Origin of the sequence: Arthrobacter sp. ZBG10 (assembly GCF_001238605.1) — a bacterium.
Classification (GTDB): Bacteria; Actinomycetota; Actinomycetes; order Actinomycetales; family Micrococcaceae; genus Arthrobacter.
Genome location: NZ_LFQH01000022.1, coordinates 1 through 25,328, shown reverse-complemented (window position 1 = coordinate 25,328; position 25,328 = coordinate 1). Strand labels below are relative to the sequence as shown.

At 62.2% G+C, this 25,328-nt stretch carries 20 protein-coding genes; 10 read left to right on the top strand and 10 right to left on the bottom strand.

Annotation, left to right across the window (positions count from 1 at the left end):
* Positions 1–268 precede the first annotated feature (268 nt).
* The 5 genes from ACU18_RS05635 to dnaA form a co-directional block, all read right to left on the bottom strand.
* Positions 269–829, bottom strand: a complete 561-nt coding sequence (locus ACU18_RS05635) for a DUF721 domain-containing protein (RefSeq protein ID WP_050684555.1) — start codon at positions 827–829, stop codon at positions 269–271.
* Entirely contained in the window at positions 813–2,024 is a 1,212-nt protein-coding gene (gene recF / locus ACU18_RS05630) for a DNA replication/repair protein RecF (RefSeq protein ID WP_050684554.1), read from the bottom strand. The genes ACU18_RS05635 and recF overlap by 17 nt, the downstream gene beginning before the upstream one ends.
* 43 nt (positions 2,025–2,067) lie before the next feature.
* Positions 2,068–2,952 carry a phosphogluconate dehydrogenase (NAD(+)-dependent, decarboxylating) gene (gene gnd, locus ACU18_RS05625; protein WP_050684553.1) on the bottom strand — a complete coding sequence of 295 codons (885 nt, stop codon included), beginning with the start codon at positions 2,950–2,952 and terminating at the stop codon, positions 2,068–2,070.
* Between the two features lie 135 nt (positions 2,953–3,087).
* Complete coding sequence (dnaN, locus tag ACU18_RS05620; protein WP_050684552.1) at positions 3,088–4,212, bottom strand: DNA polymerase III subunit beta; 1,125 nt, start codon at positions 4,210–4,212, stop codon at positions 3,088–3,090.
* 526 nt (positions 4,213–4,738) lie between these two features.
* Positions 4,739–6,160 carry a chromosomal replication initiator protein DnaA gene (dnaA, locus tag ACU18_RS05615; protein ID WP_050684551.1) on the bottom strand — a complete coding sequence of 474 codons (1,422 nt, stop codon included), beginning with the start codon at positions 6,158–6,160 and terminating at the stop codon, positions 4,739–4,741.
* A 472-nt stretch (positions 6,161–6,632) separates the two neighbouring features.
* Here dnaA and rpmH point away from each other — a divergent pair, with 472 nt between their 5' ends.
* The 8 genes from rpmH to ACU18_RS05580 all read left to right on the top strand — a co-directional run bounded on the left by rpmH (position 6,633) and on the right by ACU18_RS05580 (position 12,279).
* Positions 6,633–6,770 carry a 50S ribosomal protein L34 gene (gene rpmH, locus ACU18_RS19250; protein ID WP_003800212.1) on the top strand — a complete coding sequence of 46 codons (138 nt, stop codon included), beginning with the start codon at positions 6,633–6,635 and terminating at the stop codon, positions 6,768–6,770.
* A gap of 40 nt (positions 6,771–6,810) precedes the next feature.
* Entirely contained in the window at positions 6,811–7,221 is a 411-nt protein-coding gene (gene rnpA, locus ACU18_RS05610; protein ID WP_050684550.1) for a ribonuclease P protein component, read from the top strand.
* Positions 7,214–7,600, top strand: coding sequence for a membrane protein insertion efficiency factor YidD (gene yidD / locus ACU18_RS05605; protein ID WP_050684549.1), 387 nt, complete (start codon positions 7,214–7,216; stop codon positions 7,598–7,600). The genes rnpA and yidD overlap by 8 nt, the downstream gene beginning before the upstream one ends.
* Positions 7,601–7,615: 15 nt before the next feature.
* Positions 7,616–8,590: a membrane protein insertase YidC gene (gene yidC, locus ACU18_RS05600; RefSeq protein WP_050684548.1), complete on the top strand. Its 975-nt coding sequence runs from the start codon at positions 7,616–7,618 to the stop codon at positions 8,588–8,590.
* A complete protein-coding gene (locus ACU18_RS05595; protein ID WP_050684547.1) occupies positions 8,590–9,156 on the top strand; it encodes a Jag family protein in 567 nt (188 codons plus the stop codon). Before yidC ends, ACU18_RS05595 begins: the two co-directional genes overlap by 1 nt.
* 21 nt (positions 9,157–9,177) lie before the next feature.
* The gene (gene rsmG, locus ACU18_RS05590) at positions 9,178–9,828 is read left to right on the top strand and encodes a 16S rRNA (guanine(527)-N(7))-methyltransferase RsmG (RefSeq protein ID WP_050684546.1); all 651 of its coding nucleotides are present in this window, start codon (positions 9,178–9,180) and stop codon (positions 9,826–9,828) included.
* Positions 9,829–9,915: 87 nt separating this feature from the next.
* Positions 9,916–10,983 (top strand): ParA family protein, encoded by a 1,068-nt coding sequence (locus tag ACU18_RS05585; protein ID WP_231686010.1) that lies wholly within the window; start codon positions 9,916–9,918, stop codon positions 10,981–10,983.
* Between the two features lie 63 nt (positions 10,984–11,046).
* Positions 11,047–12,279: a ParB/RepB/Spo0J family partition protein gene (locus tag ACU18_RS05580; RefSeq protein ID WP_050684545.1), complete on the top strand. Its 1,233-nt coding sequence runs from the start codon at positions 11,047–11,049 to the stop codon at positions 12,277–12,279.
* Between the two features lie 4,523 nt (positions 12,280–16,802).
* Here the strand turns inward: ACU18_RS05580 and trxA are convergent.
* The 5 genes from trxA to ACU18_RS05555 form a co-directional block, all read right to left on the bottom strand.
* Positions 16,803–17,129, bottom strand: coding sequence for a thioredoxin (gene trxA, locus ACU18_RS05575; protein WP_050684544.1), 327 nt, complete (start codon positions 17,127–17,129; stop codon positions 16,803–16,805).
* Between the two features lie 36 nt (positions 17,130–17,165).
* Positions 17,166–18,122, bottom strand: coding sequence for a thioredoxin-disulfide reductase (gene trxB / locus ACU18_RS05570; protein ID WP_050684543.1), 957 nt, complete (start codon positions 18,120–18,122; stop codon positions 17,166–17,168).
* Positions 18,123–18,353: 231 nt separating this feature from the next.
* Positions 18,354–19,862 (bottom strand): ABC transporter substrate-binding protein, encoded by a 1,509-nt coding sequence (locus ACU18_RS05565; RefSeq protein WP_050684542.1) that lies wholly within the window; start codon positions 19,860–19,862, stop codon positions 18,354–18,356.
* 166 nt (positions 19,863–20,028) lie between these two features.
* The gene (gene murJ / locus ACU18_RS05560; RefSeq protein WP_050684541.1) at positions 20,029–22,191 is read right to left on the bottom strand and encodes a murein biosynthesis integral membrane protein MurJ; all 2,163 of its coding nucleotides are present in this window, start codon (positions 22,189–22,191) and stop codon (positions 20,029–20,031) included.
* A 65-nt stretch (positions 22,192–22,256) separates the two neighbouring features.
* Complete coding sequence (locus ACU18_RS05555; protein WP_231686008.1) at positions 22,257–22,805, bottom strand: NUDIX hydrolase; 549 nt, start codon at positions 22,803–22,805, stop codon at positions 22,257–22,259.
* A 160-nt stretch (positions 22,806–22,965) separates the two neighbouring features.
* Here ACU18_RS05555 and ACU18_RS05550 point away from each other — a divergent pair, with 160 nt between their 5' ends.
* Complete coding sequence (locus tag ACU18_RS05550) at positions 22,966–24,474, top strand: CCA tRNA nucleotidyltransferase (RefSeq protein WP_050684539.1); 1,509 nt, start codon at positions 22,966–22,968, stop codon at positions 24,472–24,474.
* Positions 24,471–25,055: a histidine phosphatase family protein gene (locus ACU18_RS05545; protein WP_050684538.1), complete on the top strand. Its 585-nt coding sequence runs from the start codon at positions 24,471–24,473 to the stop codon at positions 25,053–25,055. Before ACU18_RS05550 ends, ACU18_RS05545 begins: the two co-directional genes overlap by 4 nt.
* Positions 25,056–25,328 lie beyond the last annotated feature (273 nt).

Sequence of the window (25,328 nt, the reverse complement as noted above, 5' to 3'; positions counted from 1 at the left end):
GGTGCGGTCCGTACTCCGCATTCTGGACATGCGCGGAGTCCGGACCCAGTCAACGTTCACCCGCGCCCAGTTTTCTCCCGTAATTCTACCGCGAAGTAGGGCGTTTCCCCGCATTCCGGAGCCGTGGCTGGCGGCTGATGTGGCGCTGCGCGGCCGTTGATCGCGCCTTGGGCGCCCTCGCGGTCCTGCCTTTGGGTGCCTATACGCCCATTGACCCGCTGGTGGCTCTACACGCCGCAGGGCGGACAATCAAGAGTTGCACCGCCGCCTACCCGTACGTATCGCGGGGGCCCCGGCCGTTGACGGTCCGACCGCCCTTGCGCCAACTCGGCGCCGACGGGCCCAGCACCTGGATGCTGGTCACCACACCGTCACCCAGCTCCCGCCGGAATTTTTCCAGCAGGCTGATGCTGAGAAGGCGAAGCTGGGTAGCCCACGCAGTGGAATCGCAACGGACATGTAGGGTCGTGTCGGTGAAGCTCTCCGGCGTGCAGTGGGCCGAAATTTCGGGACCCACCAGGGTGGCCCATTCGGCCATGACCGACCCCACCGCCACTGGGGAGGTCCAGCCGCGCTCGGCGACGAGCCTGCCCACAACTTTGCCCAGGCCCAGCGGATCCCGGCCCGTTGAGTGGAACTGGCTGAAGCCCCGGGTGTCGCGGATGCCGCTTTTGGCTTTTTTGGCTCCGGCCCGTGGCGCAGCCCGGCGGATTTCGCCGCGGGCGGCCGCGGCTTCGCGCATCCTGTTCAGCGCAGCCTGCGGGGCGTCGATGTTATCCGGGTCGCGGCCGGGCTGCAGCCCACCGCCGGATTCACTGCTCCTGCTCATCGATGCCTCCCGGGATGACCGTCACCCGCCGGCCGGACAGCTCTTCCGGGATGTCGGCGTCGACGGCGGCAGTCACCAGGACCTGTTCGGCGCCGGCGACTATTGCAGCAAGTTTACGCCGCCGCTGCACGTCCAGCTCGGCAAACACGTCGTCAAGGATCAGGACAGGTGCGGAGCCGCCGGTCCGGGCGTCATCGAGCATCACGTAATACGAAGCCAGCCGCAGCGACAGGCACATGGACCAGGTTTCGCCGTGGGACGCGTAGCCCTTGGCGGGGGCCTGGCCCAGGATCAGGTCCAGTTCGTCCCGGTGCGGGCCCACCAGGGAAATCCCCCGTTCAAGTTCCTTCTTCCGGGACTCCCGGAAGGCCTGCACGTAACGTTCAGTGAGCTGCCCGACGGTGAGCTGCCGCAGCTCCTCGGCCCCGGCTGCCCCGGCCGGACCGTTCTGGCCTGGGACTCCGGAAGCCGTTGCGCCGTCGTCGTCCATCTGGTTCTGCAGCGAGGAACGGTAAATGGCATCGGCCGGCTTGGATTCGTCCGTCAGCTGCGCGTAGGCGCGGGACAGATGCGGACGCAGGCGTTCAACGAGTTCGAGCCGGGCGTGCAGCAAGGCGGCTCCTGCGGCGGCCATGTGCTGGTCCCAAACGTCCAAGGTGGCTTCGTGGCCGGCCGTGAACCTGCCGGCGCGGGCGGATTTCAGCAGGGCGTTGCGTTGTTTCAGCACCCTGTCATAGTCGCTGCGTGTCGCGGCGTGGTGCGGAATGAGGCTGGCCAGCAACTCATCGAGGAACCGACGCCGGTTGGCCGGATCGCCCTTGACCAACGCCAGGTCCTCGGGCGCAAAGAGGACCGTCTGGCAGATTCCCAACAGGTCCCGCGCCCGGACCGGGTTGCTCCGGTTGATCCGGCCCCGGTTGGCCCGGCCGGCGTTGATTTCCAGTTCCAGCACGGTGGTTTGGTCCCCGCGGACCAGCCGGGCCCGGACCAGGGCCCGTTCGGTCCCGAACCGCAGCAGCGGGGCGTCCGAGCTGACCCGGTGGGAGCTGAGGGTTGCCAGGTACCCAATGGCTTCCATCAGATTGGTTTTGCCGATCCCGTTGGACCCCACCAGCACGGTGACGCCGGGTTGCAGGGCAAGGTCAACCTGCGCGTAGCTGCGGAAATCGGTCAGGGAAAGGTGTTCCAGGTACACGCGGGCTTCGACAATTCCGGGACCCGGAGGTCCCCGCTGGGTCTTACTTGGCTGGACGGGTGGCGTGCCCGCCGAACTGGTGGCGGAGTGCGGAGACCATCTTCATGGCCGGCGAGGTGTCTTCGCGGGAGGCAAACCTGGCGAAGAGTGCTGCCGTGATGGCCGGCGCCGGCACGGCGTTGGCGATGGCTTCCTCCACGGTCCAGCGGCCTTCGCCGGAATCCTCCACGTAGTCATCGATCGTTTCCAGGCCAGGGTCCTCGTCCAGGGCCTTGACCATGAGGTCCAGCAGCCAGGACCGGACCACGGTGCCCTTCTGCCAGGCCCGGAAGGTTCCCGGCAGGTCGGTGATGATGTCCTTCGCGGCGAGGAGCTCGTAGCCTTCGGCGTAGGCCTGCATCAGCCCGTATTCGATTCCGTTGTGCACCATTTTGGCGTAGTGTCCGGCACCGACGTCGCCAACATGGACGAAGCTGTCCGCGCGGTCGCCTTCGGGACGGAGTGCATCAAAGACCGGCAGGGCGCGTTGGATGTCCTCGACTGCGCCGCCGGCCATCAGTCCGTAGCCGTTCTGCAGGCCCCAGACGCCACCGGAAACACCACAGTCAGCGAACCGGATGCCTTTGGCGGCAAGAATTTCGCCATGCCTCTGGTCCTCGGTGAAGCGGGAATTCCCGCCGTCGATCACCAGGTCGCCCTGGTCAAGCTTGTCCCCGAGTTCGGTGATGACCGCATCGGTGATGGCTCCGGAGGGAACCATCACCCAGATGATCCTGGGCGTGGGGACGGCTGCCAGGAGGTCCTCGACGGAGGCAACATCGGTGACGTCCGGGTTCCGGTCGAAACCGGTGACCTCGATGCCACCCACGCGCAGCCGCTCGCGCATGTTGAAACCCATTTTGCCAAGGCCGATCAGTCCAATGTGCAAGGTGGAACTCTTTTCTGAGCTAGGGATGGGTTGTCGTTTGGCACCAGGAGTCCGGGCCCACCGCAAAGTGCAGTGGGTGGGGCCCATCGGCGCGGGCCCCGGCCTGAGCTGGCGAAGGCTGGGATCCGATGGGGCCTAGTTGGGAAGGCGGACGGGCATAACCAGGTAGCGGTAGTCGTCCTGGTCGTCGCCGTCGGCCTCTGCCTGCGCGGTGATCATCGCGGGCTTGGGCGCCGAGGTGAAGGAGAACCTGACGAACTTGGTTTCAATGACGCTCAGGCCTTCCACCAGGTAGTGCGGGTTGAACGCCACGGTGATGTCCTCACCGGAAAGCTGGGCCTCAAGTTCCTCGGAAGCCTGGGCGTCCTCGCCGGTGCCTGCATCAAGGTTCAGTTGACCTTCGGTGAAGGCAAGCCGGACCGGAGTGTTGCGCTCGGCAACCAGGGACACGCGACGGACTGCTTCGACGAGCTCCTGGGTCTGGACGGTCGCGTGGATGGGCGTCGATTCCGGGAAGAGCGAGCGGATCTTGGGGTAGTCGCCGTCCACCAGCAGCGACGTGGTGGTGCGGCCACCGCTTTCGAAACCGATCAGGCGGGTGTCGTCGTCGGCGAGGGCGAGGTTGATGTCGCCGCTGTTGCCCAGCGTCTTCGCAACTTCGTTCAGGGTCTTCGCTTTCACCAGTGCGCTGGTGGAGATGCCGGGAGTGACAGGCTTCCACGGCACTTCACGCATGGCCAGCCGGTAGCGGTCGGTGGCCAGCAGGGTGATCAGGTCATCCTCGATCTCCATCCGCACGCCGGTGAGGATGGGCAGGGTGTCATCCTTGCTCGCCGCGATAATGACCTGCGAGACAGCCTGGGCGAAGGCATCGCCCGGGACCGTACCGCTGATGGTGGGCAAAGCGGGCAGCGGCGGGTATTCCGCCTCCGGCATGGTGGCCAGGTGGAAGCTGCTTCGGCGGCAGGTCAGCGTGACTTTGTTGCCATCCGTTTCGACATCCACCGGCGCGGACGGAAGGCTCCGGCAAATATCAGCCAGCAACCGTCCGGACACCAGGATGGTGCCTTCTTCGCGGATGTCCGCTGCAATTTCAAGCCGCGCTGACGTCTCGTAATCGAAGCTCGACAGACTGACAGTGCCTGCCTCCGCCTTGAGGAGCAGGCCGGACAGGACGGGCACGGGTGGCCGCGGAGACAACGACCGGGCTGTCCAGGTGACGGCTTCTGCCAGGACGTCCCGATCGACTCTGAACTTCACGGAAGGGTGCCGCCTTTCATTGCTGATGCATTGGAAACCCGAAACCACCCCGGGGTGGTCCCAAAAAAATGTCGAGCCCACACCCCGGACGTGCATGGTCCGCACAGACGGAAACCACAAGAAAACCCAAGGATGGGAGCGCTGCTGACAGCTTAGCCGGAAGATCCGGGATTAACCCATCCCCGGGTCTCCCACCCAGCTGTTCGGACCGCCAGGTCCGGACGGTCGAAGTGCTGGGAACGAACTTGTTGTTTGAGGGATTTCAATTTTTTGGGATTAGTAGTGTTAATAACTGCTGTGGAAACTGTGGATAACCCCTGCTGGCCGCGCGTTCCAGCGGTTAAGCCCTGTTCACGGATTGTGGGTGGAGCAGGTTTTAAACAGGGTGTGGATGGGGATAAGAATTTTGCCCGGTTTGCTGATCCACAGGCGGCTTAAGGGTTTTAAGCCCATTAAGCGCGGTTGTCCCCTTAACTATCCACAGGCTTATCCACATGCGCCTGTTAATAAGGTAAGAGAAGCGCGGTCAGGAGTCGCGCTGCTGCTGCTTGATCCGGTTGGTCAGCTCTGTCACCTGGTTGTAGATCACACGGCGTTCGGCCATCAGCTCACGGATTTTCCGGTCCGCGTGGATCACCGTGGTGTGGTCACGGCCGCCGAGCTCCTGCCCGATCTTGGGCAATGACATGTCCGTCAGCTCGCGGCAGAGGTACATGGCGATCTGGCGCGCCGTGACGAGGGTCCGGGTGCGGGACTTGCTGCACAGCTCTTCCATGCTGAGCTTGAAGTACTCAGCTGTCTGCTGCAGGATCTGGGCCGAGGTGATCTCCTGGGCCCCGTCATCGGTGATGAGGTCCTTGAGTACCATCTCAGCGAGTGCCACATCGACCGGCTGCCGGTTCAGGCTGGCGAAGGCCGTGACCCGGATGAGGGCGCCCTCAAGTTCGCGGATGTTGCTGGAAATCTTGGAAGCGATGTATTCCAGCGCGTCGTCCGGAGCGGAGAGCCCTTCGCTAAGGGCCTTCTTCCGGAGGATGGCGATGCGGGTTTCCAGTTCCGGGGGCTGGATGTCCGTCAGGAGGCCCCATTCGAAGCGTGACTTCATCCGGTCTTCGAAACCTGCCAGTTGCTTGGGCGGCAGGTCCGAGGTGATGACCACCTGCTTGTTGTTGTTATGCAGGGAGTTGAACGTGTGGAAGAACTCCTCCAGCGTCCGGTCCTTGCCGGCCAGGAACTGGATGTCATCGATCAGGAGCACATCCACATTGCGGTACGTGGTCTTGAAGCTGGCGCCTTCGTCATCCCGGATGGAGTTGATGAAGTCGTTGGTGAATTCCTCCGAGTTGACGTACCGGACCCGGATGCCGCTGTACAGCCGGCGGGCATAATGCCCGATCGCGTGCAGCAGGTGTGTTTTGCCCAGGCCCGAATCGCCATAGATGAAAAGCGGGTTGTAGGCCTTGGCAGGGGCTTCGGCGACGGCCACTGCGGCGGCGTGGGCAAACCGGTTCGACGAGCCGATCACAAAAGTGTCAAATACATACTTCGGGTTGAGCCGGCCGAACTCGTGGGAGGTGCTGGGCAGCATGGGCTGCGGCTTCTGCTCGATCAGCTGGTCGGCAGTGAAGGAAGGCTCGACGACGGGTTCGGGCTCCGCGTGCAGGGGAACCAGATCGGTGTCCACGTCGATGGCGCACCGGATGTCCTCGGAAAAGACGTTATGCAGGGCGTCGTCCAAGGCGTCCTTGACCTGGGTCTGCAGAACTTCGCGGGTGAGCTCATTGGGAACGGCCACCAGGAGGGTGGATCCGATCAGGCCTTGGGCCTGGGCCAAAATGACGAAACCACGCTGGCGGGGCGAAACGCGGTGGTCCTGCTCCAGCAGGGTGATAACGCGCCGCCAGGAACTTCCGACAGTATTGGCGTGGTTGGATTCGTCTACTGTCATCAATCGGTTCCCTAAAACTTGCTTTGCCTGCATTGCCAGCAGCCAGTCCGGAATCCAGGGGGCTGGCCCAGCTGTATCCACAGGGTTATGCACAGTCCGTGGATAATCGGCTACTGAGCCACTCTAGGGGATGAAAAGCCTAGAAGATAGCTGGCAATCGGCTTGTGGATAATTACACGGGTGTGGTTCGAAAAACGGGCCCCCGGGACACTTCATCCACAGGCCCGGCAGGCAGGTTAGCCACAGCTGGGGATAGCCGCCGCCATGGCTCCCGGTTTGACTCCGGGGCGCAAAAGGCCCTAACGTTGTGAAGTCCTTTGTGTCCGCTTTTTAGCCCCATCGAAATCTCCCAGCCGCAACGCGTCCGGGTAGTAGGGGGAAAGCGTGTGCACATACAAAACTTAGCGTCGGCCAGTTCTTCCCCCTTTTTCTGATCGGGTGGGCGCACCTTTGATCCACTGGAGTAACTAACGTGAGCAAGCGGACTTTTCAGCCGAATAACCGCCGTCGAGCCAAGAAGCACGGCTTCCGCCTTCGTATGCGTACCCGTGCCGGCCGCGCCATCCTGGCAGCCCGTCGTGGCAAGGGCCGCACCGAACTGTCGGCCTAAACACTGACTTGTCGGTAGACATTTCCCTGCGAGTTTAGAGGTGCTTGCCGCCCGCAACCGCCTGAGGACTGCGACCGATTTTTCAACAACCGTACGTTCCGGTGTCCGCAATGGACGCCGGAACGTAGTGTTATATGCGGCAGCACTAGCTGCTGACGAACCCAGCCGGATCGGGTTCATCGTTTCCAAGAGTGTAGGGAACGCTGTGGTCAGGAACCTCGTTAAGAGGAGACTGAGGGAAGCAGGAGCCGTCTCGCTGCGCGAGCACGGCACCGGATTCGCCATCGTGGTGCGGGCGCTGCCCGCGTCCGCATCGGCGAGCTGGGACCAGCTCTTTTCGGACTACAACGCTGCACTCGAATCGACGCTGAACCGACTGGCGGGCCGCGCCCTCAAAGGCGCCCCCAGCGGTTCTGCCGGTACAACACAGGAGGGGACACCGCGTGCCTAACGCCACCGCCGTCGTCCGCCCTTCCGTGGCCGCCGCCGTCGGGAAGTTCATCTGGACGCTTCCCCGCAACATCCTCATCCTCCTGCTGATGGCCTACCGCAAGGTGATTTCCCCCTTGTACGGTCCCGTCTGCCGTTTTTTCCCATCATGTTCTGCCTACGCCCTCGAAGCGGTCACCGTCCACGGTGCCGTGAAGGGTACGTGGCTGGCAGCCCGGCGCCTTGGCCGCTGCCACCCTTGGAACGCCGGCGGTGTGGACCACGTCCCCGCCGGGAGCCGGGAATGGCCTGCAGGCCGGACCCCCACAATTGTTGTGCTGAACAACCCGGACAAGTACCTGGCTGCTCGGACTGATGAAGAAGGCCGCAGTGCGGCCTGACGAATAGGGATAAGTATGGACTTCTTTGAAACAATCATGTTTCCGTTCAAATGGCTCGTGTCCATCATCATGGTGGGTTTTCATGAGGGACTGACGATCATTGGCCTGCCCGCTGCCAACGGGTGGACGTGGACCCTGTCCATCATCGGGCTGGTGCTGGTGATCCGTGCCGCCCTAATCCCTGTTTTCGTCAAACAGATCAAGGCCCAGCGCGGAATGCAGCTCCTGCAGCCCGACCTGAAGAAGCTGCAGACCAAGTACAAGGGCAAAACCGACCAGCTCTCGCGCCAGGCCATGGCGCAGGAGCAGATGGCCATGTACAAGAAGCACGGGACCAACCCGTTCTCGGCCTGCCTTCCCATGCTGATCCAGATGCCGTTCTTCTTCGCGCTGTTCCAGGTGCTTTCCGGCATCAGCACCAACGCCCGTGAAGGCGAAGGCGTTGGCGCCATGAGCCACGAACAGGTCGTTCAGTTTGACCAGTCCAGCATCTTCGGTGCCCCGCTCTCAGCCACCTTGCTGCACGGCACACCGGCCGGCGGCAACGTCACGGCCACATGGATTCTTTCCATCGTGATGATCCTCGCCATGACCGCCTCGCAGTTCATCACGCAGAAGCAGATCATGGCGAAGAACATGTCAGAAGAAGCCATGGCCAGCCCGTTTATGCGGCAGCAGAAGATGATGCTGTACATCCTGCCGGTGGTCTTCGGCGTGGGTGGCATCAACTTCCCCATCGGTGTCCTCATCTACTGGACCACCACCAACCTTTGGACCATGGCCCAGCAGTTCTTTGTGATCCGCCGGATGCCCACCCCGGGTTCCCCCGCAGCGAAGGCCCTGGCGGAGCGCCGCGCCGCCAAGGGCCTGCCGGCCCTGTCCATCCTTACGGGCAAAAAGGACGAAGAGGCAGACGCCGCTGCTGCCGCCGCCCTTGAGCCCAAGATCCAGCGTATCCAGCCCCAGCGCAAGAACAGGAAGAAGAAGTAATGTCAGCCGAGAGCACCGAACACGCCCTTACGGAAGACGGCATCAACGGCCGGGACGACGTCGTTGCCGGCGATGACTCCCCGGCAAAGGTCTCCTCCGTCAGCCGCCTCGAAGAAGAAGGCGACATCGCGGCGGACTACCTCGAAGAGCTGCTGGACATTGCGGACATTGACGGCGACATCGACATTGAGGTCCGGAACGGCCGCACGTACATCTCGATCGTGGCCGAAGAAGAGACGGATAACCTGGACCACCTGGTGGGTGAGGACGGCGAAGTCCTGGAAGCCCTCCAGGAACTGACGCGGCTTGCCGTGCTGTCCGCGACGGACAGCCGCTCGCGCCTTGTCCTGGACATCAACGGCTACCGCCAGGAGCGGACCGGTCACCTGCAGAAGGTGGCTGAGGATGCCGCAGCAGCAGTCAAGGAGACCGGCCAGCCCGTGGCCCTGGAGCCCATGAGCGCCTACGAGCGGAAGATCGTCCATGACGCCGTAGCCGACCTGGGACTTGTCAGCGAGTCCGAGGGCGAAGGCGCCGGCCGCCACATTGTTGTATCCGCAGACTAGAGAATTGCTGACCCGCTAACCATGGTTGAAATCACGGCAGCTGAGCTCGTGGCCGCTGAAAAGATCTTCGGCGACAGGCTGGAGCTTGCGAAGCGCTATGTCGAGCACCTCGCCACCTCGGGTACCGAACGTGGCCTTATCGGGCCGAGGGAAGTACCCCGCCTCTGGAGCCGGCATGTGCTCAATTGCGCCGTCATCGAAAGTGAGATTGCGCAGGGAAGCCAGGTGGCCGACGTCGGCAGCGGGGCCGGGCTGCCGGGACTCTGCCTGGCGATTGCCCGTCCCGACCTCGAATTGACGCTGATCGAACCCTTGGAGCGCCGGGTGATCTGGCTGCAGGAAGTAGTTGATGACCTGGGGCTGGACAACGTCACGGTGATGCGGACCCGCGCCGAACTCGCGGTGGGCCACGTCGAAGCGGACGTGGTGACGGCCCGCGCTGTCTCGGCGCTGACAAACCTGGCGGGACTCACCATTCCCCTGCTGGCGGGCAAAGGGGAAGTGGTGGCCATCAAGGGCCGCAGCGCCGGTGAGGAAATCGAGAAAGCCGCGAAAACCATTCGCAGGCTGGGCGGCGTTTCCACCTCCGTGGTCACCGTTGGCGGGACCCTCCTGGCGGAACCCACCACCGTGGTCCGCATTGTTGTAAACAAGTCCCAAAAGAAGGCCTAGGCGAGCCCGGCGGCCCAGGTTCGCCGGGTTGAGCGGATAGGCTAGTCCACGGCAGCAGTATTGGCTGAACGAGAGTGAGTGTGCCCATTGAGCAGTAGCGAAGCCTCCACGCAACGGATCCCCCCGTTTGTGTCTTTGGGGTCGGCGCGGTCTGTCGCGGGCCCAGTCTCTGCCCCTGCCCGCGGTGGTAATCACCCGAAACAGGTAGTAGCAGCAGCTTCAACCGCGGCCGTTTCACGTGAAACAACCGCCGGCGGTAGAAGCAACGTTATGGATGCGATGGATGACTCAAGTCCCATCGCGAAGGAACTGGCGCATGAAACCAAACGCCGGGAGAAGCTTCTGGGGCGTCCCTTGCCCCGCCCCGAAAAGACACGAATCTTCACCGTCTCCAACCAGAAGGGTGGTGTGGGTAAAACCACCACCACCGTGAACATCGCCGCGGCCCTTGCAGCTGCCGGACTTAATGTCCTGGTCATCGACATTGACCCGCAGGGAAATGCGTCCACAGCCCTCGGCATTGAACACCACGCCGACGTCGACAGCATCTACGATGTGCTGATCAACGATGTGGCCCTGGCGGATGTTGTGGCCCAGTGCCCGGACATCAAGAACCTCATCTGTGCACCCGCCACCATCCACCTGGCCGGCGCAGAGATTGAACTCGTTTCACTCGTGGCCCGCGAGCAGCGGCTGCGCAGGGCCATCGACCTTTATGCGAAGACCCGTGAGAAGAACGGCGAAGAGCGCCTCGACTACATTTTTATTGACTGCCCGCCCAGCCTGGGTTTGCTGACGGTCAACGCTTTCTGTGCAGCCGGCGAGGTACTGATCCCCATCCAGTGCGAGTACTACGCCCTCGAGGGACTGAGTCAGTTGCTGAAGAACATCGAAATGATCCAGAAGCACCTGAATGCTGATCTGGAAGTATCCACCATCCTGTTGACCATGTACGACGGCCGCACCAACCTGGCCGCCCAGGTGGCAGCGGAGGTGCGCCAGCATTTCCCTGAGAAGGTACTCTCTGCGGTTGTTCCCCGCTCGGTGCGGATTTCTGAAGCGCCCAGCTACCAGCAGACGGTCATGACTTACGACCCCTCCTCCACAGGAGCACTGTCCTACCTGGAAGCCGCTGCTGAAATCGCGGAACGCTAGAATCTTTCGAAACTGCAACGACTGGACCCGGGCTGCAACCCGGACCACTGGAGGGACATACCCATGAGCGAGAAGCGACGGGGCTTAGGCCGCGGACTTGGCGCGCTGATTCCCAGCTCGGCTGGCGCCGGCGAATCAGGCAACAGCACTTCCGTTTCGCGTCCGGTGGATCTCTTTTTCCCTGAAGGGCGGCGGAAGACTGAGCCTGTCGAGGAAACCGTTGCCGCGCCCGGCACCGGCGATGAGCCAGTCAAGCCTGGCCGGAAACCAGCTTCCGGCAAAGCAGCTGATGCTTCGGGCTCCGTTCCCGAAAAGCCCGCCCCTGCGGCTGCTGCCGGTTCCAGCTCGCGGAAGTCTCCGGTCTCCGCTTCCGACGCGGAGGCGACGGCTGCGAAGACATCCGATGCTCCGACGACGGCCAAAGTTCCTGCCGGCACCAGGACGGGACGTCCGGCGCCGGCGGTAGAACTTGTTGAAGTGCCCGGTGCCCGGTTCGCTGAAATCCCGGTGCTGGACATTCATCCCAACCGCAAACAACCCCGCAGCGTCTTCGATGAAGACGACATGGCAGAGCTTGTCCACTCGGTCCGCGAAATCGGCGTCCTCCAGCCAATTGTGGTGCGTAAATCAACCGAAACCGATGGCGAGCCTTATGAGCTCGTTATGGGTGAGCGCCGGTGGAGGGCAGTACAGGCCGCAGGCCTCGAAACGGTACCCGCGATCATCCGTGACACCACCGATGATGACCTTCTGCGGGATGCCCTGCTGGAAAACCTGCACCGCAGCCAGCTGAACCCGCTGGAAGAAGCAGCAGCGTACCAGCAGCTCCTTGAGGACTTTGGCACTACCCACGAACAGTTGGCTGACCGGATCGGCCGGTCCAGGCCACAGGTGTCCAATACGCTTCGCCTGCTGAAGCTTCCGGCCCTGGTACAGCGTCGGGTTGCCGCTGGAGTTCTTTCGGCCGGTCATGCACGGGCCCTCCTTTCCCTTCCCGATGCGGCAGCAATGGAGCGGCTGGCGCAGAAGATTGTGGCCGAGGGAATGTCTGTCCGGGCAACCGAAGAGGCGGTAACCCTCCACCAGGATCCCGCAAAGCCCGCAAAGAACAACATTCCCCGCCCCGGTGCCAGGCATGAGCGTTTGGATTATCTCGCGTCATCCCTTTCGGACCGGCTGGACACAAATGTCAAGATTTCGCTTGGTGTCCGTAAGGGCAAGGTAAGCATTGAGTTTGCCAGCGTTGAGGATCTGAATCGCATCATGGATGTCCTGAGTCCGGGTTCTGCGAATTGACAGTTTGAAGCTACTCTCTTTGGCAAGGCCCCGTCTGTGGACGGGGCCTTTTCCTGTTTCCGGGAAGCGTGGTACGCGATGGCTCCTCCACGGAAGGCCAATCCCTTGATGTCCTGGATGAGCGGAGCATCAAATTGATTGGCGCTGGGCTGCTTGGTGGCTGTTTGAGCGCCTTGAATGCCTTCAGCGGCTGCTGGTGCGTGCGGGCTGCATCCCACTCCCCTGATGGGGCGCCGGCGGCTTATGAATGCGGAACTACCAGGCGGGCCCCACCGCCCGGGTGTCGGAGGAAATGGCCGGTAGGCTGGTCGTCTTTCGAGTTGGCAGGTTCCATTTTCGACCAGGGAGGCCAGCCACCGGTTGTCATTCAGTCGCTCTGATTCGCTGCAGGACGCGAGTGTTGCGTGCCACGATTAGCTGATTCACTCTGCTGTCATCGGCAACCACTCTGGCATGGTCATAAAGGCAAGTTTGATAGTACTCAAAAGCGAATGCCCGTCGTGGCGACCGAGTGAGAGAAGCTCCATCGGGATGAGAACGGTGGTGCTCGTACTAATGATTCACCAAATGTTTCACGTGAAACGCGAGGGACACGGGACCTCAGAGCGCTCACTCCGCTTGGCGGGCACTTCAGGACGAGAGACCGAACAGTCGGCTTGGACGGCGTACAAGGATCGTCCCCCTCTCCTCTGTTGAGGAGCGCCCGGATGTGTCTTGACTGGTCGGGCCTGACGGCTATGCGAGACTGATGAAATTTTCCTATGTCGTCTTAGCGTGTCAGTAGGTGATTCGGCTTCTGAGAAGCATGGGATCAGGGTACGAAATCGCCCGCTACGGGCGCGCCCCGTGTGCGACAGATCAACACCGAGGCATCAACCCAAGCACCCCGATCATTCTCAGTCAGACTGATGTTTCACGTGAAACGCTAAAGGAATGGCTGGGGCTCTTCATTTGGATGGAACATCGGACTATTCCTTGCATTTGCTGTATCCAGGCGGCCGTTAGCGAAGCTGCAAATCCAACCGCACTACATACTTCCGCAGTCCAGGCATCGGCCACTCGGAAATATCGCTATCAGGCGATCGGGCAATACCGATGCGAAAGACGCTACCTCGTTTGGCTTGCCTGCCAGGAGAACTTCGGTTCGCCGAATGGACTACCTGGAAGCTGTCTGCCGCAGTTTTCTGGTTTTGTGTTTCACGTGAAACCTCCAGTAGGGGTCAGCAGATTGAGTCACTTGCCGGCCGCAAAAGCGAACCTGGACATTGGTAAGGACGGGGACATCGACTCGAACCCGGGTCCGAACACGGAAAGTGACCATGATTTCGACGGGTTGGTGGACCCCGGCGGCTCAGTGCCAGGCAGCAAGACCGGCGAGGGGGCCTACATCCGTGACGAGCCGGCCCCGGCCGCCACGGCGAACTCCCGAGTCCACGGCACTTCTATCTCAGTAGGTCGCCGCTGTAACGAAGATTATGTAGGCGCAGATGTGGACGTGGCATCCGTATGGGTCCACACCCACTTACGGTGCCGTCGTCTCCGGCCCGGTGCAACTACCGAACGCGACACTCATTGCCTAACCAATGCCGTGATCTATTGGTTCTTGTTCCCGTCAACTGCCTCCTCACCGTCGCCGCCACAAGACCAAAGTACGCAAGCACAGTCTTCAGCGGGATTATCGGCTGCCCTCCCATCGTGAGGTGTGCGGAGACGGAGCACCTGACAGCATTGGGCTTGATGAGTAGACCGCCAACACATGCCTGGGTGTGGTCCCTGTAGCAACGCTTGTTATCCTTCCCATGCTGCGGTGGACAATCTTGATTGAGTGCAGACGCCGATGCGCGCCGACACCGTTGCACTCCCCCAGGGATGGCGACGACGCTAGGTTCTTCAACGCTTCAGTTTGGCATCGGCCGTCCCGGTTGTGTTGTCGCTTCGACCTCTGGCGACCGGAGCACAAGTCACCGACCCCGCGCAGTATCAACTTCGGTCGAGACATAGTTCATTCGCCGGACCAAGGCGAGCCAATCGGGCCGCGGCGCCCGCTTCGCTGAATATTCACTTCTGCACATGGAGTTCTGCAGACTTCTTTGCCAGGACTGGCGGTGGCATCCATCGACGGGTCAGTCGACCAGACCTCGCCGTTAGGAATCCCACTGATGGGCTCTATAAAGAACCCGCTGCCTAGTTCGTGACCAACTGGCACTGTGGGTGACCACGAGGGTTTCTGGTTGGTGGGCTGAGCGATTGATGCTGGTCCCGGCCCACCCCAAATTGAACTGCAGTCACCATCTCGAGTGTTTGTCATCAACCGGCTCTATGGATTTCACTGGCGGATATCACTCGTTGATCAGGCTGTGGATAACGGTGTGGATATCTAGTTGCTGGTTGTGGCTAACTTTAGCCAGCTGGCAGCAGGCGGCGGAGCAAAAGGCGCGCAAGGTTATCTTGGTTGGGCTCCAAGACATGCCGTGTTTCACGTGAAACATGCGCCTTCCTTTATAGAAAATCTAAGATTCAGGCGCGGACTGAACAGTCTAAGCCACAAAAGGCTGATTATTCCGCTATTTTGGGTTCTTCTGCCTATTTGTTGCGCCGATAAGTGGGTGGAACTGCGAAGCGGGACTTACCCGGGTGGGAGACGACGAAACCGTACGCTCCATGGGGCAGCATCCTCACTGAGGCGATGGCTGTGAATAAGGGTGTGGATAAGCTGGCCGCGCTAGTGTGGACAACGTGTGTATTCGCTCACGGATATGCAGCTGCCCAGGTTGCGGAATTGCCCCAAGTCTGCGAAGTTGTCCAAGACGATTTGCAGTTGCCATAACTCCGGAACCAACGGCATACACCCGGGCCACGAGTCTCCTATTGGTTCTTTCCAGTCAACTTGCGCCCCACAGAACCGAACCAACTGGCACTGGCGCCGTACGGCTCCCCCGGGCCGCGGTGAGCCGTACGGGGCGATAACCGGACAGCCAGCCCAACAGCCAGGCATGGTGGGAGCGGTGGCGCCGTGAAGAACGCCTTGTGCCTACCCGACCGCCCGCTGCGTGCATTCACGGAATGTCGTCTTCAGGTGGTGTTTCACGTGAAACATACTCACGAGCAGAATGGCTCCAGGGCCATACGTTACCGAGTAGCTGGCTACCATGAGTCATCATTTCGGATAGTCAGTTTTGGTAGAGATGAATAGGGTCGACCGACTCAGAGCAGGTAGGCCACGCCACAGCCAAGAATTCCGGCTTGGGAGGGGCTTGCTCCGGAGCATCTGGGCCGTTGCGGTTCTTTCCTGGCTCCTATTTCCCGTGATCCAGGTTTTGGCTTCCGATGTCAGCACACCAATCGTTGTCACGCAGGGCGTGCTCAACCCTGGATGACGTATCTACACGAGTTGTAGCCGCCGCGGCGATGAGTCTCTGCGGGGACAGGATGGCGAGGGGCATGGAAGCCCCTGCGAGGTCACTAGAGGCATGGGGATGGTGCTACCGCTGCAGGCCCTCAGACCCTCAGGCCCTCGGAATTCCTTCGGCCACATGGTACCTGGTGACCGCTTCACCCGGCACTTCGGTGCTCGCAGCGGAAACCAGCGGGACGGAGGCCGTAGCCCTGATAGTCGCAATCCCTGAGGAGTGCCTTGGCGGTTTCCCTGCTAAATGATTGCGCAACGTTTCGGACTGCCTCGGGTGGATTCATTTGCACCATTACGCTGAATTGCGTGTTTCCTTAGCGGAAGGTCTGGCTATATCGGGGATGAGAGTCCTCATCTCCGTTTTCGCCCCATTTCAGGAGCTACACTGCGGTTTGATCGTACGCTCGGCGGTGGACCCTCTTCCGGGTGAGCGAGCAATTATCGACGCCTCTTGGTTCCTTCTAAGACGGAGGATCGCTACACTGCTAAATGATGGAAACTGAAATGGGCTGACTGCCCACGTTTTCTATCAATCGATTGGAACCGCCTGCATTTTAGCCGGATGGCCAAGCATCGACTATTGGCGAATGTTTCACGTGAAACATCCGATCCGCCATTTCCAGGATGGGGACCGTGTGCTGAGGATAGCTGCAACAGGCCTGACCGTTGTCGGACCACCTCCCAGCCCAGCCAGCCGATGACGAGTTCATGTTCGGTAGCCCTGCTGGATGCTGTGTGTTTGCTTCGTCGTGGCAGACGGAAGAACCGACCTCAGCCGGCCCGGCCTTGTTGTTCCAGCAACGTCCCATACGACTTGATGGACGAATCATCGCAGACATTTGGAGTCAATGCCTAAAGAACTCAGCACATATGTTTCACGTGAAACACGGATGCAGTCGATGGAATGGGATCCGGCGGCTTTTTCTAGGAACTGATCTAAGCGCACCATTGTTCGCTTCGGTGACGTACTCGCTTGTTGGAACAAGCTGTCTACTTCGAAGATTTGCTACATCTCTGTGTTTCACGTGAAACACGCACTAAAAAAAGGAGTGGCCCCGGCTGAAAGCCGGAGCCACTCCTTTCGGACGGCGGTGACCGTACCTATGTGGAGTCCTTAGGACAGGACGTCCGCAAATTCCTTCTCAAAGAACTGCTTCGGCTTCGCGCCGATCACAGTGCTCTTCACTTCGCCGCCTTGGAAGAGGTAAACAGCGGGGATCGACGTGATGCCGTACTCGGCTGCAATGGCCGGGTTGTCATCGACGTTCACCTTTACAACGTCAACCTTCTCGCTGTACTCGACGGAGATCTCATCGAGGATAGGGCCCAGTTTGCGGCAGGGACCGCACCACTCTGCCCAGAAATCAACAATTACCGGCTTCTCGGAAGACAGTACATCCGCACCGAAGCTTGCATCAGTTACATCTTTGGCGTTGCTCATAACTAGTCCTTCTTTCGTGAAATATCGGTACGTTTATTAGGCAGACAGGTCGGCCAGGTAGTGTTCAACATCAAGGGCCGCAACGCAACCGGATCCGGATGCAGTGATGGCCTGGCGGTAGGTGGGATCAACGACGTCGCCGGCAGCGAAGACGCCGGCAATGCTGGTCCTGGAACTGCGGCCCTCCACCGCGATGGTGCCCTCCGGTGCCAAGGCGAGGACGTCCTTCACCAAGTCGGTCCGCGGATCGTTGCCAATCGCCACGAAGACACCCGTCACGGCCAGGTCGGACACCGTACCGTCGATCAGGTTCTTCAGCTTCAAGCCCGCCACCTTGGCGTCTCCCACGACATCTTCAACGGCGGTGTTCCAGATGAAGTTAATCTTCTCGTGGGCCAGGGCGCGGTCGGCCATGATCTTGGAGGCCTTCAATGTGTCCCTGCGGTGGATTACAGTGACGGACTTGGCGAACTTGGTGAGGAACAGGGCTTCCTCCATGGCAGAGTCTCCCCCGCCGATCACTGCAATGTCCTGGTCCTTGAAAAAGAAACCATCGCAGGTTGCACACCAGCTGACACCGTGCCCGGAGAGCCGCTTTTCATTCGGGAGACCAAGCTCGCGGTATGCGGATCCTGTCGACAGGATGACAGCGCGTGCCTGGAAGCTATCACCCGTGGCAATGGTGACCGTTTTGATCGGACCGGTGAGGTCCAACGCGGTGACGTCCTCGAACTGGATTTCGGTGCCGAACCGGGCAGCCTGCTTCTCGAAGTTCTCCATCAGGTCCGGTCCCATGATGCCGTCCGGGAAACCCGGGTAGTTCTCCACATCAGTGGTGTTCATCAGTTCACCACCTGCAGTCACCGATCCTGCGATCAGCAGCGGCTTCAGGTTTGCGCGCGCGGTGTAGACCGCTGCGGTGTATCCAGCGGGGCCCGAGCCGACAATGATGACGTCACGGACGTCTGACGCCGTGTTTTCTGCGATGGTCACTGAACTGTGAACCTCTTCCTTGATTGACGCGCCCCCTGCGGAGGCCGGCCACATGGCACAACTGATACTTGGTGCTGAATATTCCGCTGCCTGCGCTGCGAGGGTGGTCCCGCCCGGAGCCGGGCACACAAACCGGCACCCACAAGATTACCGTCCCCTAACCGGGATCAGCCACCGGGCCAGCGGCCGGGAAGCAAACGCAGTCACAATGCTGCCGGCCCGGTCGGTAGGCTACTGGACCTTGATTTCAGCCAGTCGAAGCCCGAAACCGTAGCGCGTTTTCGGGGCAGCCAGCTTGGGCAGGGAGTTGATGGCCACAATCACGTACTTCGACTCAGCCGGTTCAGCCAACGGAATGTTAAGGTCTCCGGAGGTGAAGCTGTTGGTACCCACGGACTTGGCACCGTCCAGGGACGGCTTGTCGTTGGTGTACACCGTGATGTTGCCGCCGGAACCGCCCAGCTGCTGCAGGGTGATGGAGGATACTTTTGCCGGTTCCTTGAGCTCGATTGCCAGCGGCACGCCTTCCGGAGCCAGTCCGCCCCAGTTTTCCGTTGCGAACTCCATATCGGACCAGTAGCTGGCAGCGTTGCCATCAAAGGCCTTGACCAGGTCACCGTCGAAAGTGGCGGCGAAATCGAAGGAACCCAGCCGGCTGACATTGGCGATCACCGGAGGCGCCGCCGGCGCCGCAGAGCTGGGGGCTGCTGAGGGAGTGGGCTCCACCGTGGAACCACCCGTGGCCTGGGGCGCCGTGGTGTTGGCCTGCGGGCCGGAGGGGATGAGGTTGCCCAGATTCGAGACGGCAAAGATCAACCCGCCAATGAGGACAACCGCCAGCAGGCCACCCACCAGCCAACGCATGGACCGGGGTTCGCGCTCGGTTTCGTCCCGGTCCTCGTCGACCTTGGTATCCGTGCTGCCGGCTGTTGCCGCAATGCCTCCCCCGGTGGCTGCCGGGGCAGCAGCACGGGCAAAGCGGGAGGGCTTCCGGACAGCCGGGCCGGCGTTCTCTTCCGGCGTCTCTGCATAAGATTCCGTGGTGTCGGCCTGGGCGTAGTCGTCCTCGGACCACAACGAAACCTTGGGCTTTCCGGTGCCCTGCGCGTTGTCGGTCGCCTGGCTGCTGCCGGCGTCCGCGTCCTGCGGAGGCTGGACGGGGTGGGCCGCTGTGGCGTCAGCATCACCAGTAGAGGAGGGTGCGGCGGCGGCAGTGGCCGCCGCGGCTGCGGGGCGGGCCGGCGGCTTGGCCGGCATCACAGGCGCGGTGGGGTAAGGATCCACCTGGCTTGGGTGCGTTTCGGCATAGTTGATGTACCCGGCGTCGACGTCGTCCTCGTCGTCGTCATAAGGTTCGGGCTCATTGGACCGTGCCTGGCCAAAAATTTCACTGCCCAGGGTGTCCGTGAAGAACGGCTCAACGTAGGGAGGGTTGGAGGCCACCACCAGGTCCAGCAGGTCCGCCGCGGACGCGTGGTTGGTAATCAGGTACGTGGCCGCTTCCGTCACGCCCAAATCAAGGACCTGGACAGTCCCCGGGCGTTCTCCCGTAGCCACTTCGCGGGCGCTTTGGGCAACCTGTTCCGTGTTTTCGGGGCCGGCAACCAGGATGCTGACCGGCCGGTTCAGGACCTGATCCACACCGTCCAGCACCAGATCGTGGTCGTGCGAGGTCAGGACTGTGGCTGTGACCTTGTAACGGCCGCCCAGTACTGATCCGACATCGATCGGGTTGGACACGTGTTCCTCCTAGATTGTCCGGCGGTGCCGGCTCAAGCGATGCAACCGCTGCTCGCGGCGGAAGCCTGGCGGCTCTCCCCCGGAATTTCGGTCCCCATACCCTTCCGATCCTAGCGGATGGCATCGGTTGGGCCGTGGAGAAAAGATGCCGGAAATACCCGGCGTCCTACTTTTTTCGGGTGGTCCGCGGCTTGAAATACGGGTTCTCCCCGGCTTTACCCTGGAAGGTCCGCCTGCCCGGCAGGGGGATGCTCTCCCGCAGGAAGCCTGCCCTGGCCGTGCCGGGCTGATCCTCGCCAGGGAGGTAGCCGCCGTGCGGTGTTTCCCGGGTGCCGCCGTCGTACGCCTCGGGCAGTTGCTCCGGCACCGGGCCGGCACGGAAGGACACGGCGTCGAACTCGCCGGAGATGCGCGGAATCAGCCCGGTATCCACGGACGTCGTGGCCCGTTGGGGGGAATCCGCGGCAGGCCCGCCTGTTGTGGGCGGCACCTTGGAAGCGTCCGACGGCGGGTCCCCGGCAGGGGGGTCGTTCCGCCCGCCGCGGCCCAACCGGCCCAGCAGCGGACGGAGCAGGTCAGTCAATTCGCTCACGCGGAAGAGCTTCAACAACACCAGGTACACCGCAAGCATGACCGGACCCACCACGGCAACGGTGATGAGCGCCGTCAAACGGTCGGCCCAGGCGAAGCCATCAACGTTGTAGCTGCCCATCAGCCACAGCGCACCGGCACCGGCAAGGGCTGAACCGAGCGCCGCGTAGCCCATCCGGATGTACGAATTAGCGATCCGGGGCCCGTCCAGGTGGCCCAGGAGCCGGCGGAGGAAGACGGCGCTGATCACCACGGACAGGATGTTGCCCACCATATAGAGGATGGCGATAGCGTAAATGATCTGGCCCACCGGCAGGAACTGGATGGCGAAGGCCCCTGCCACGTAGACCACCGCCAGCAGCAGCTGGACGTAAAACGGCGTCCGGGCATCCTCGTTCGCGTAAAAGACCCGCGACATCATGAAGTTTGCGCTCAGGAAGGGGGTGCTCAGCGCCAGTATGGTCAGCGTCTGGGCCAGCATCACGCCGTCCTGCCGGGAACCGCCGGAGAAGAACATCCCCAGCGGACCAGCCAGCGCAAAGAGCGCCAGGGCTCCGAAAACGGTGGCCACGGCCATGGTCCGCAAGCCGTGCGAGAGTGCGTCCCGCAACTCCGTGCGGTTCCCCGCCTGGGAGGCCCGCGTCATCCGGTTGAAGAGCACCGTGGCCAGCGAGAGGGCGATGATCGAGTGCGGCAGGAGGTACAGCTGGCTGGCTACTTCCAGGACGGCGTTGCCCGGCAGCGCCGCAGCGGCTGGGTCTCCCGCCTCCGTGAGGCGGATGCGCTCGGCGCCGGGGATGGTGGCGATCCGCATGACGTACAGGAAGGCAAGCTGCCCGACGGCGGCCGTCAGCAGCGTCCACACGCTCAGCTTCGCGGCCTGCCCCAGGCCCACACCGCGCCAGCCGAAGCGCGGCCGCAGCCCGAGCTTCAGCCGGATCACGGGGATCAGGAGGATGGCCGTTTGGGCCACCACGCCGATGGTGGAGAAACCGGCCACAAGCAGCGTCTGCTGGGGACCCCAGTTGGCGAGCGTATGCGGGCTGAATTCGTTGGTGCCGAAGAGCCAAATGAACATCCCCAGCCCGCCGATGGCCACCAGGTTGTTCAGGATGGGGGCCCACATGGCCGGGCCAAAGGCGCCGTTGGCATTCAGGATCTGGGTGAGCAGGGCGTAAAGCCCGTAAAAGAAGATCTGCGGCAGGCACCAGAACGCAAACGTAACAGCCAGCGCCTTCTGCTGCTCGTTGTACCCCTGCGTCGTCAGGTCGATGACCCACGGCGCGGCAAGGGTCACCAAAGCGGTCAGCCCGAGCAGCAGCAGGACCGCCAGGGTCAGCAGCCTGCTGATGTAGTCCGCTCCCCTGTCCGGGGCCTTGCTCGCCTTGATGATCTGGGGCACCAGTACCGCGTTGAAGACGCCACCGGCCACCAGCAGGAAAATCAGGTTGGGCAGGTTGTTGGCGTTGATGAACGTGTCATTGACGGTGGAGCCAAGCCCCAGGGCGGTGCCCAGCATCCAGGTCTTGCCGAAGCCCAGGAACCGGGAGACGAGCGTTCCGGCGGCCATGATGGCGCTGGACCGCGTTTCGCTGGCCCCCGAAGGTGCCCCGGAAGGCTCCCCACCGGTGCCCCGGGGCTCCGCTGGAACGCTGTTGCCGGAGCTGTCCGCGGGGCCGGCCAAGGTGGTTGCAGGTGGCCGGGTGGGCTTCTCAGAAGGAAAATTGGTAGCTGACATCGCCTTCATCGTCTCACCCGGGGCCCCATAACGCCGCACTACAACAGCGGCCGGTGCCGCGAACCTCAGAGGTGGGTGGGCAGGACTTCGCGGGCCAGATCGGCAATGCGCCGCTCGTTGGGGAACGACAGTTTCCGGGCGAGTTCGGCGATGGGGACCCATGCCACGTCCACGGCTTCCTGGTCCGGATCATTTTCGATGGTGAGTTCACCGCCGGTGGCGCGCAGGAGGTAATGGTGCACCGTTTTGTGAACCCGGTGCCCGCTGACGGTGAACCAGTAGTCGATGCTGCCCAGCGGCGCCAGGATGATGCCTTCGATGCCGGTTTCCTCGGCAATCTCGCGGACCGCGGCTTCTTCGTTGTTTTCCTTGCCCTCCGGGTGGCCCTTGGGAAGGCACCACTCCAGCCGTCCGCCGCGGTTAAGGCGGGCGATGATCGCCACCCGAAGTTCGGCGTCGGACGTGTCCACCACAACGCCCCCGGCGGAAACTTCCTCCACCGTGGGAAGCGAAGCCGGCGCCGAATGCTGGGCAGGGGCAACGTGCGCACCGATTGCCGACGGCAATGGTGCGTTTGTCCTCCTGCCGGGAGCGCTCGGTACTGGATGGGCCATGGAGTCCACTCTAACGACAGTTGCCCGATCGTGATGACCGGAACATGACACCTATATGGACGGGATATGACGCCGTTTGGTGGCGATACACGGAATCATCCGTGATCTTGACGGAATATTGGCCTGCCGCGGCGCTGGTTTCTGACAAGCTTAAGTAACTATGGCGCACGCACATCACAAGATTGATTCCCACACCGTCGATTTCCGGGTGGACCCGGTGGTTCTGGAGCTCGGCCGTCGCTTCGTGGCCGCCGGACACGAATTGTCGCTGGTGGGCGGTCCGGTGCGTGACCTCTTCCTGGGCCGGACGTCGCCGGACCTGGACTTCACCACCGACGCCACCCCTGACCAGACCTTGGCCCTGATTAAAAAATGGGCGGACAACTACTGGGAGATCGGGCGCGCGTTCGGCACTATCGGGATGCGCAAGGACGGGTTCCAGATCGAGGTCACCACGTACCGGGCCGAGGCCTACGATCCCGACTCGCGCAAACCAGTGGTGGCGTTCGGTACGTCGTTGACGGATGACCTGCAGCGCCGTGACTTCACCATCAATGCAATGGCCCTCAGGCTGCCCTCCCTGGAGCTGGTGGACCCGTTCGGCGGCGTCCGGGACCTGCACGCGTCCGTCCTTGCCACGCCGGGGTCCCCCGAGTCGTCCTTTTCGGATGACCCGCTGCGGATGATGCGGGCTGCCAGGTTCGCTGCCCAACTGGGGGTGTCGGTCCACCGCGACGTCCGCCGGGCCATGACGGACATGGCTGACAGGATCGCCATCATCTCGGCGGAGCGCGTACGGGACGAGCTGGTGAAGCTCATCTGCGGGGACAGTCCACGGGTGGGCGTGGACCTCCTGGTGGATACCGGGCTGGCCGACCACGTCCTGCCCGAAGTCTCCGCGTTGCGGCTGGAATCGGATGAACACCACCGGCACAAGGACGTCTACCAGCATTCCCTGCAGGTGCTGGAGCAGGCGGCGGCCCTGGAAACGGCTGCGGACGGAGCCGTTCCCGGCCCGGACTTTGTCCTTCGGTTCGCCGCGCTGATGCACGACGCCGGGAAGCCGGCTACGCGCCGCTTCGAACCGGGCGGTGCGGTGAGTTTCCGCCATCACGACATGGTGGGTGCCAAACTCACCACGAAGCGCATGAAGGCATTGCGTTTCGACAACGACACCATTAAGGCCGTCGCCCGCCTGGTGGAACTCCACATGCGGTTCTACGGGTACGGTGATGCGGGCTGGAGCGATTCCGCAGTCCGGCGGTACGTCACCGATGCCGGTCCCCTGCTGGAGCGCCTGCACCGGCTGACCCGCTCCGATGTCACCACCCGCAACCAGCGCAAGGCCGAACGCCTGGCGTTTGCCTACGACGACCTTGAGGACCGCATCGCGGCGCTGAGGGAGCAGGAATCGCTCGACGCCGTCCGGCCGGACCTGGACGGCGCCCGGATCATGGCACTGCTTGGGATCAGGCCGGGCCCAGTCGTGGGCCGGGCCTATAAGTTCCTGCTGAACGAGCGGATGGACCACGGTCCCCTTCCTGCGGACGTCGCGGAGGCGCGGCTGCTCCAATGGTGGGCGGGGCAGCCCGAATCAGCACCTGTCGAACCAGCGGCAGGAAACCCTTCCGCCGGCGTCGACCTTTCCCCCTCAGAGGAGTCCCAGTGACAGTTCCCGCGTTTGCCCCCCGCCCCCAGCTCTGGATCCTGCGCCACGGCGAAACGGAATGGTCCAAGAGCGGCCAGTACACAGGCCTCACAGACCTCCCCCTGACCGTCGAAGGCGAACAACAGGCGGTGGAGGCCCGCAAGGTCCTCGACGGCGTTGACTTCGACCTGGTGCTGACCTCGCCGCTCCGGCGTGCGCGGCGGACCGCCGAATTGGCGGGTTACCCGGACGCGCAGCACGAGCCCCTGGCCGTGGAGTGGAATTACGGCGACTACGAGGGCATCAGTTCGGACCTCATCCGCAAGGACAATCCGGACTACCTGATCTGGACGGACGGCGTCCCCAACGGCGAAGCGCTGGATGAGGTGGCGGCCCGGGCCGACAAGATCATCGCCCGCGTACTCGAATCCGGAATGGATAACGTCCTGATTGTGGCCCACGGTCATTTTTCCCGGATCCTGACGGCCCGGTGGCTTGAATTGCCGGCCGTGGAAGGCCGGCATTTTGTTTTGGGAACCGCGAAAGTCTGCACACTCGGCTGGGACAAAAGAACACCGGCAATTGTCCGCTGGGGACTCTGAGGACTTTCTTTTCAACCAATTTCCTGAAAGTACCGGCAATTGGTAGTCACAGCGCAAATTGTGGTGTATTTTTATTCCTAGTCCCAGGGCGTTCTGCCCGGACGTTCGCCCGCGTAGCACCCGGTAATGGTGCAACGGATAGCTGAAAAGGAGGTTGGGAAAATGAATACTTTGACTGGCGGATGGAAGATGACCATCACCAATGACCCGGCCCCTGCTGTCCACGCGCGCGCTTTTGCGGGATACTTCGGCGCCTAGGTGTACTCAGCCAGC

Coding starts and splice junctions, on each gene's coding strand:
- ACU18_RS05635 (WP_050684555.1), bottom strand. CDS start 829: ATGAGCAGGAGCAGTGAATCCGGCGGTGGGCTGCAGCCCGGCCGCGAC.
- dnaA (WP_050684551.1), bottom strand. CDS start 6,160: ATGACAGTAGACGAATCCAACCACGCCAATACTGTCGGAAGTTCCTGG.
- yidC (WP_050684548.1), top strand. CDS start 7,616: ATGGACTTCTTTGAAACAATCATGTTTCCGTTCAAATGGCTCGTGTCC.
- ACU18_RS05595 (WP_050684547.1), top strand. CDS start 8,590: ATGTCAGCCGAGAGCACCGAACACGCCCTTACGGAAGACGGCATCAAC.
- rsmG (WP_050684546.1), top strand. CDS start 9,178: ATGGTTGAAATCACGGCAGCTGAGCTCGTGGCCGCTGAAAAGATCTTC.
- ACU18_RS05580 (WP_050684545.1), top strand. CDS start 11,047: ATGAGCGAGAAGCGACGGGGCTTAGGCCGCGGACTTGGCGCGCTGATT.
- trxA (WP_050684544.1), bottom strand. CDS start 17,129: ATGAGCAACGCCAAAGATGTAACTGATGCAAGCTTCGGTGCGGATGTA.
- murJ (WP_050684541.1), bottom strand. CDS start 22,191: ATGTCAGCTACCAATTTTCCTTCTGAGAAGCCCACCCGGCCACCTGCA.
- ACU18_RS05555 (WP_231686008.1), bottom strand. CDS start 22,805: ATGGCCCATCCAGTACCGAGCGCTCCCGGCAGGAGGACAAACGCACCA.
- ACU18_RS05550 (WP_050684539.1), top strand. CDS start 22,966: ATGGCGCACGCACATCACAAGATTGATTCCCACACCGTCGATTTCCGG.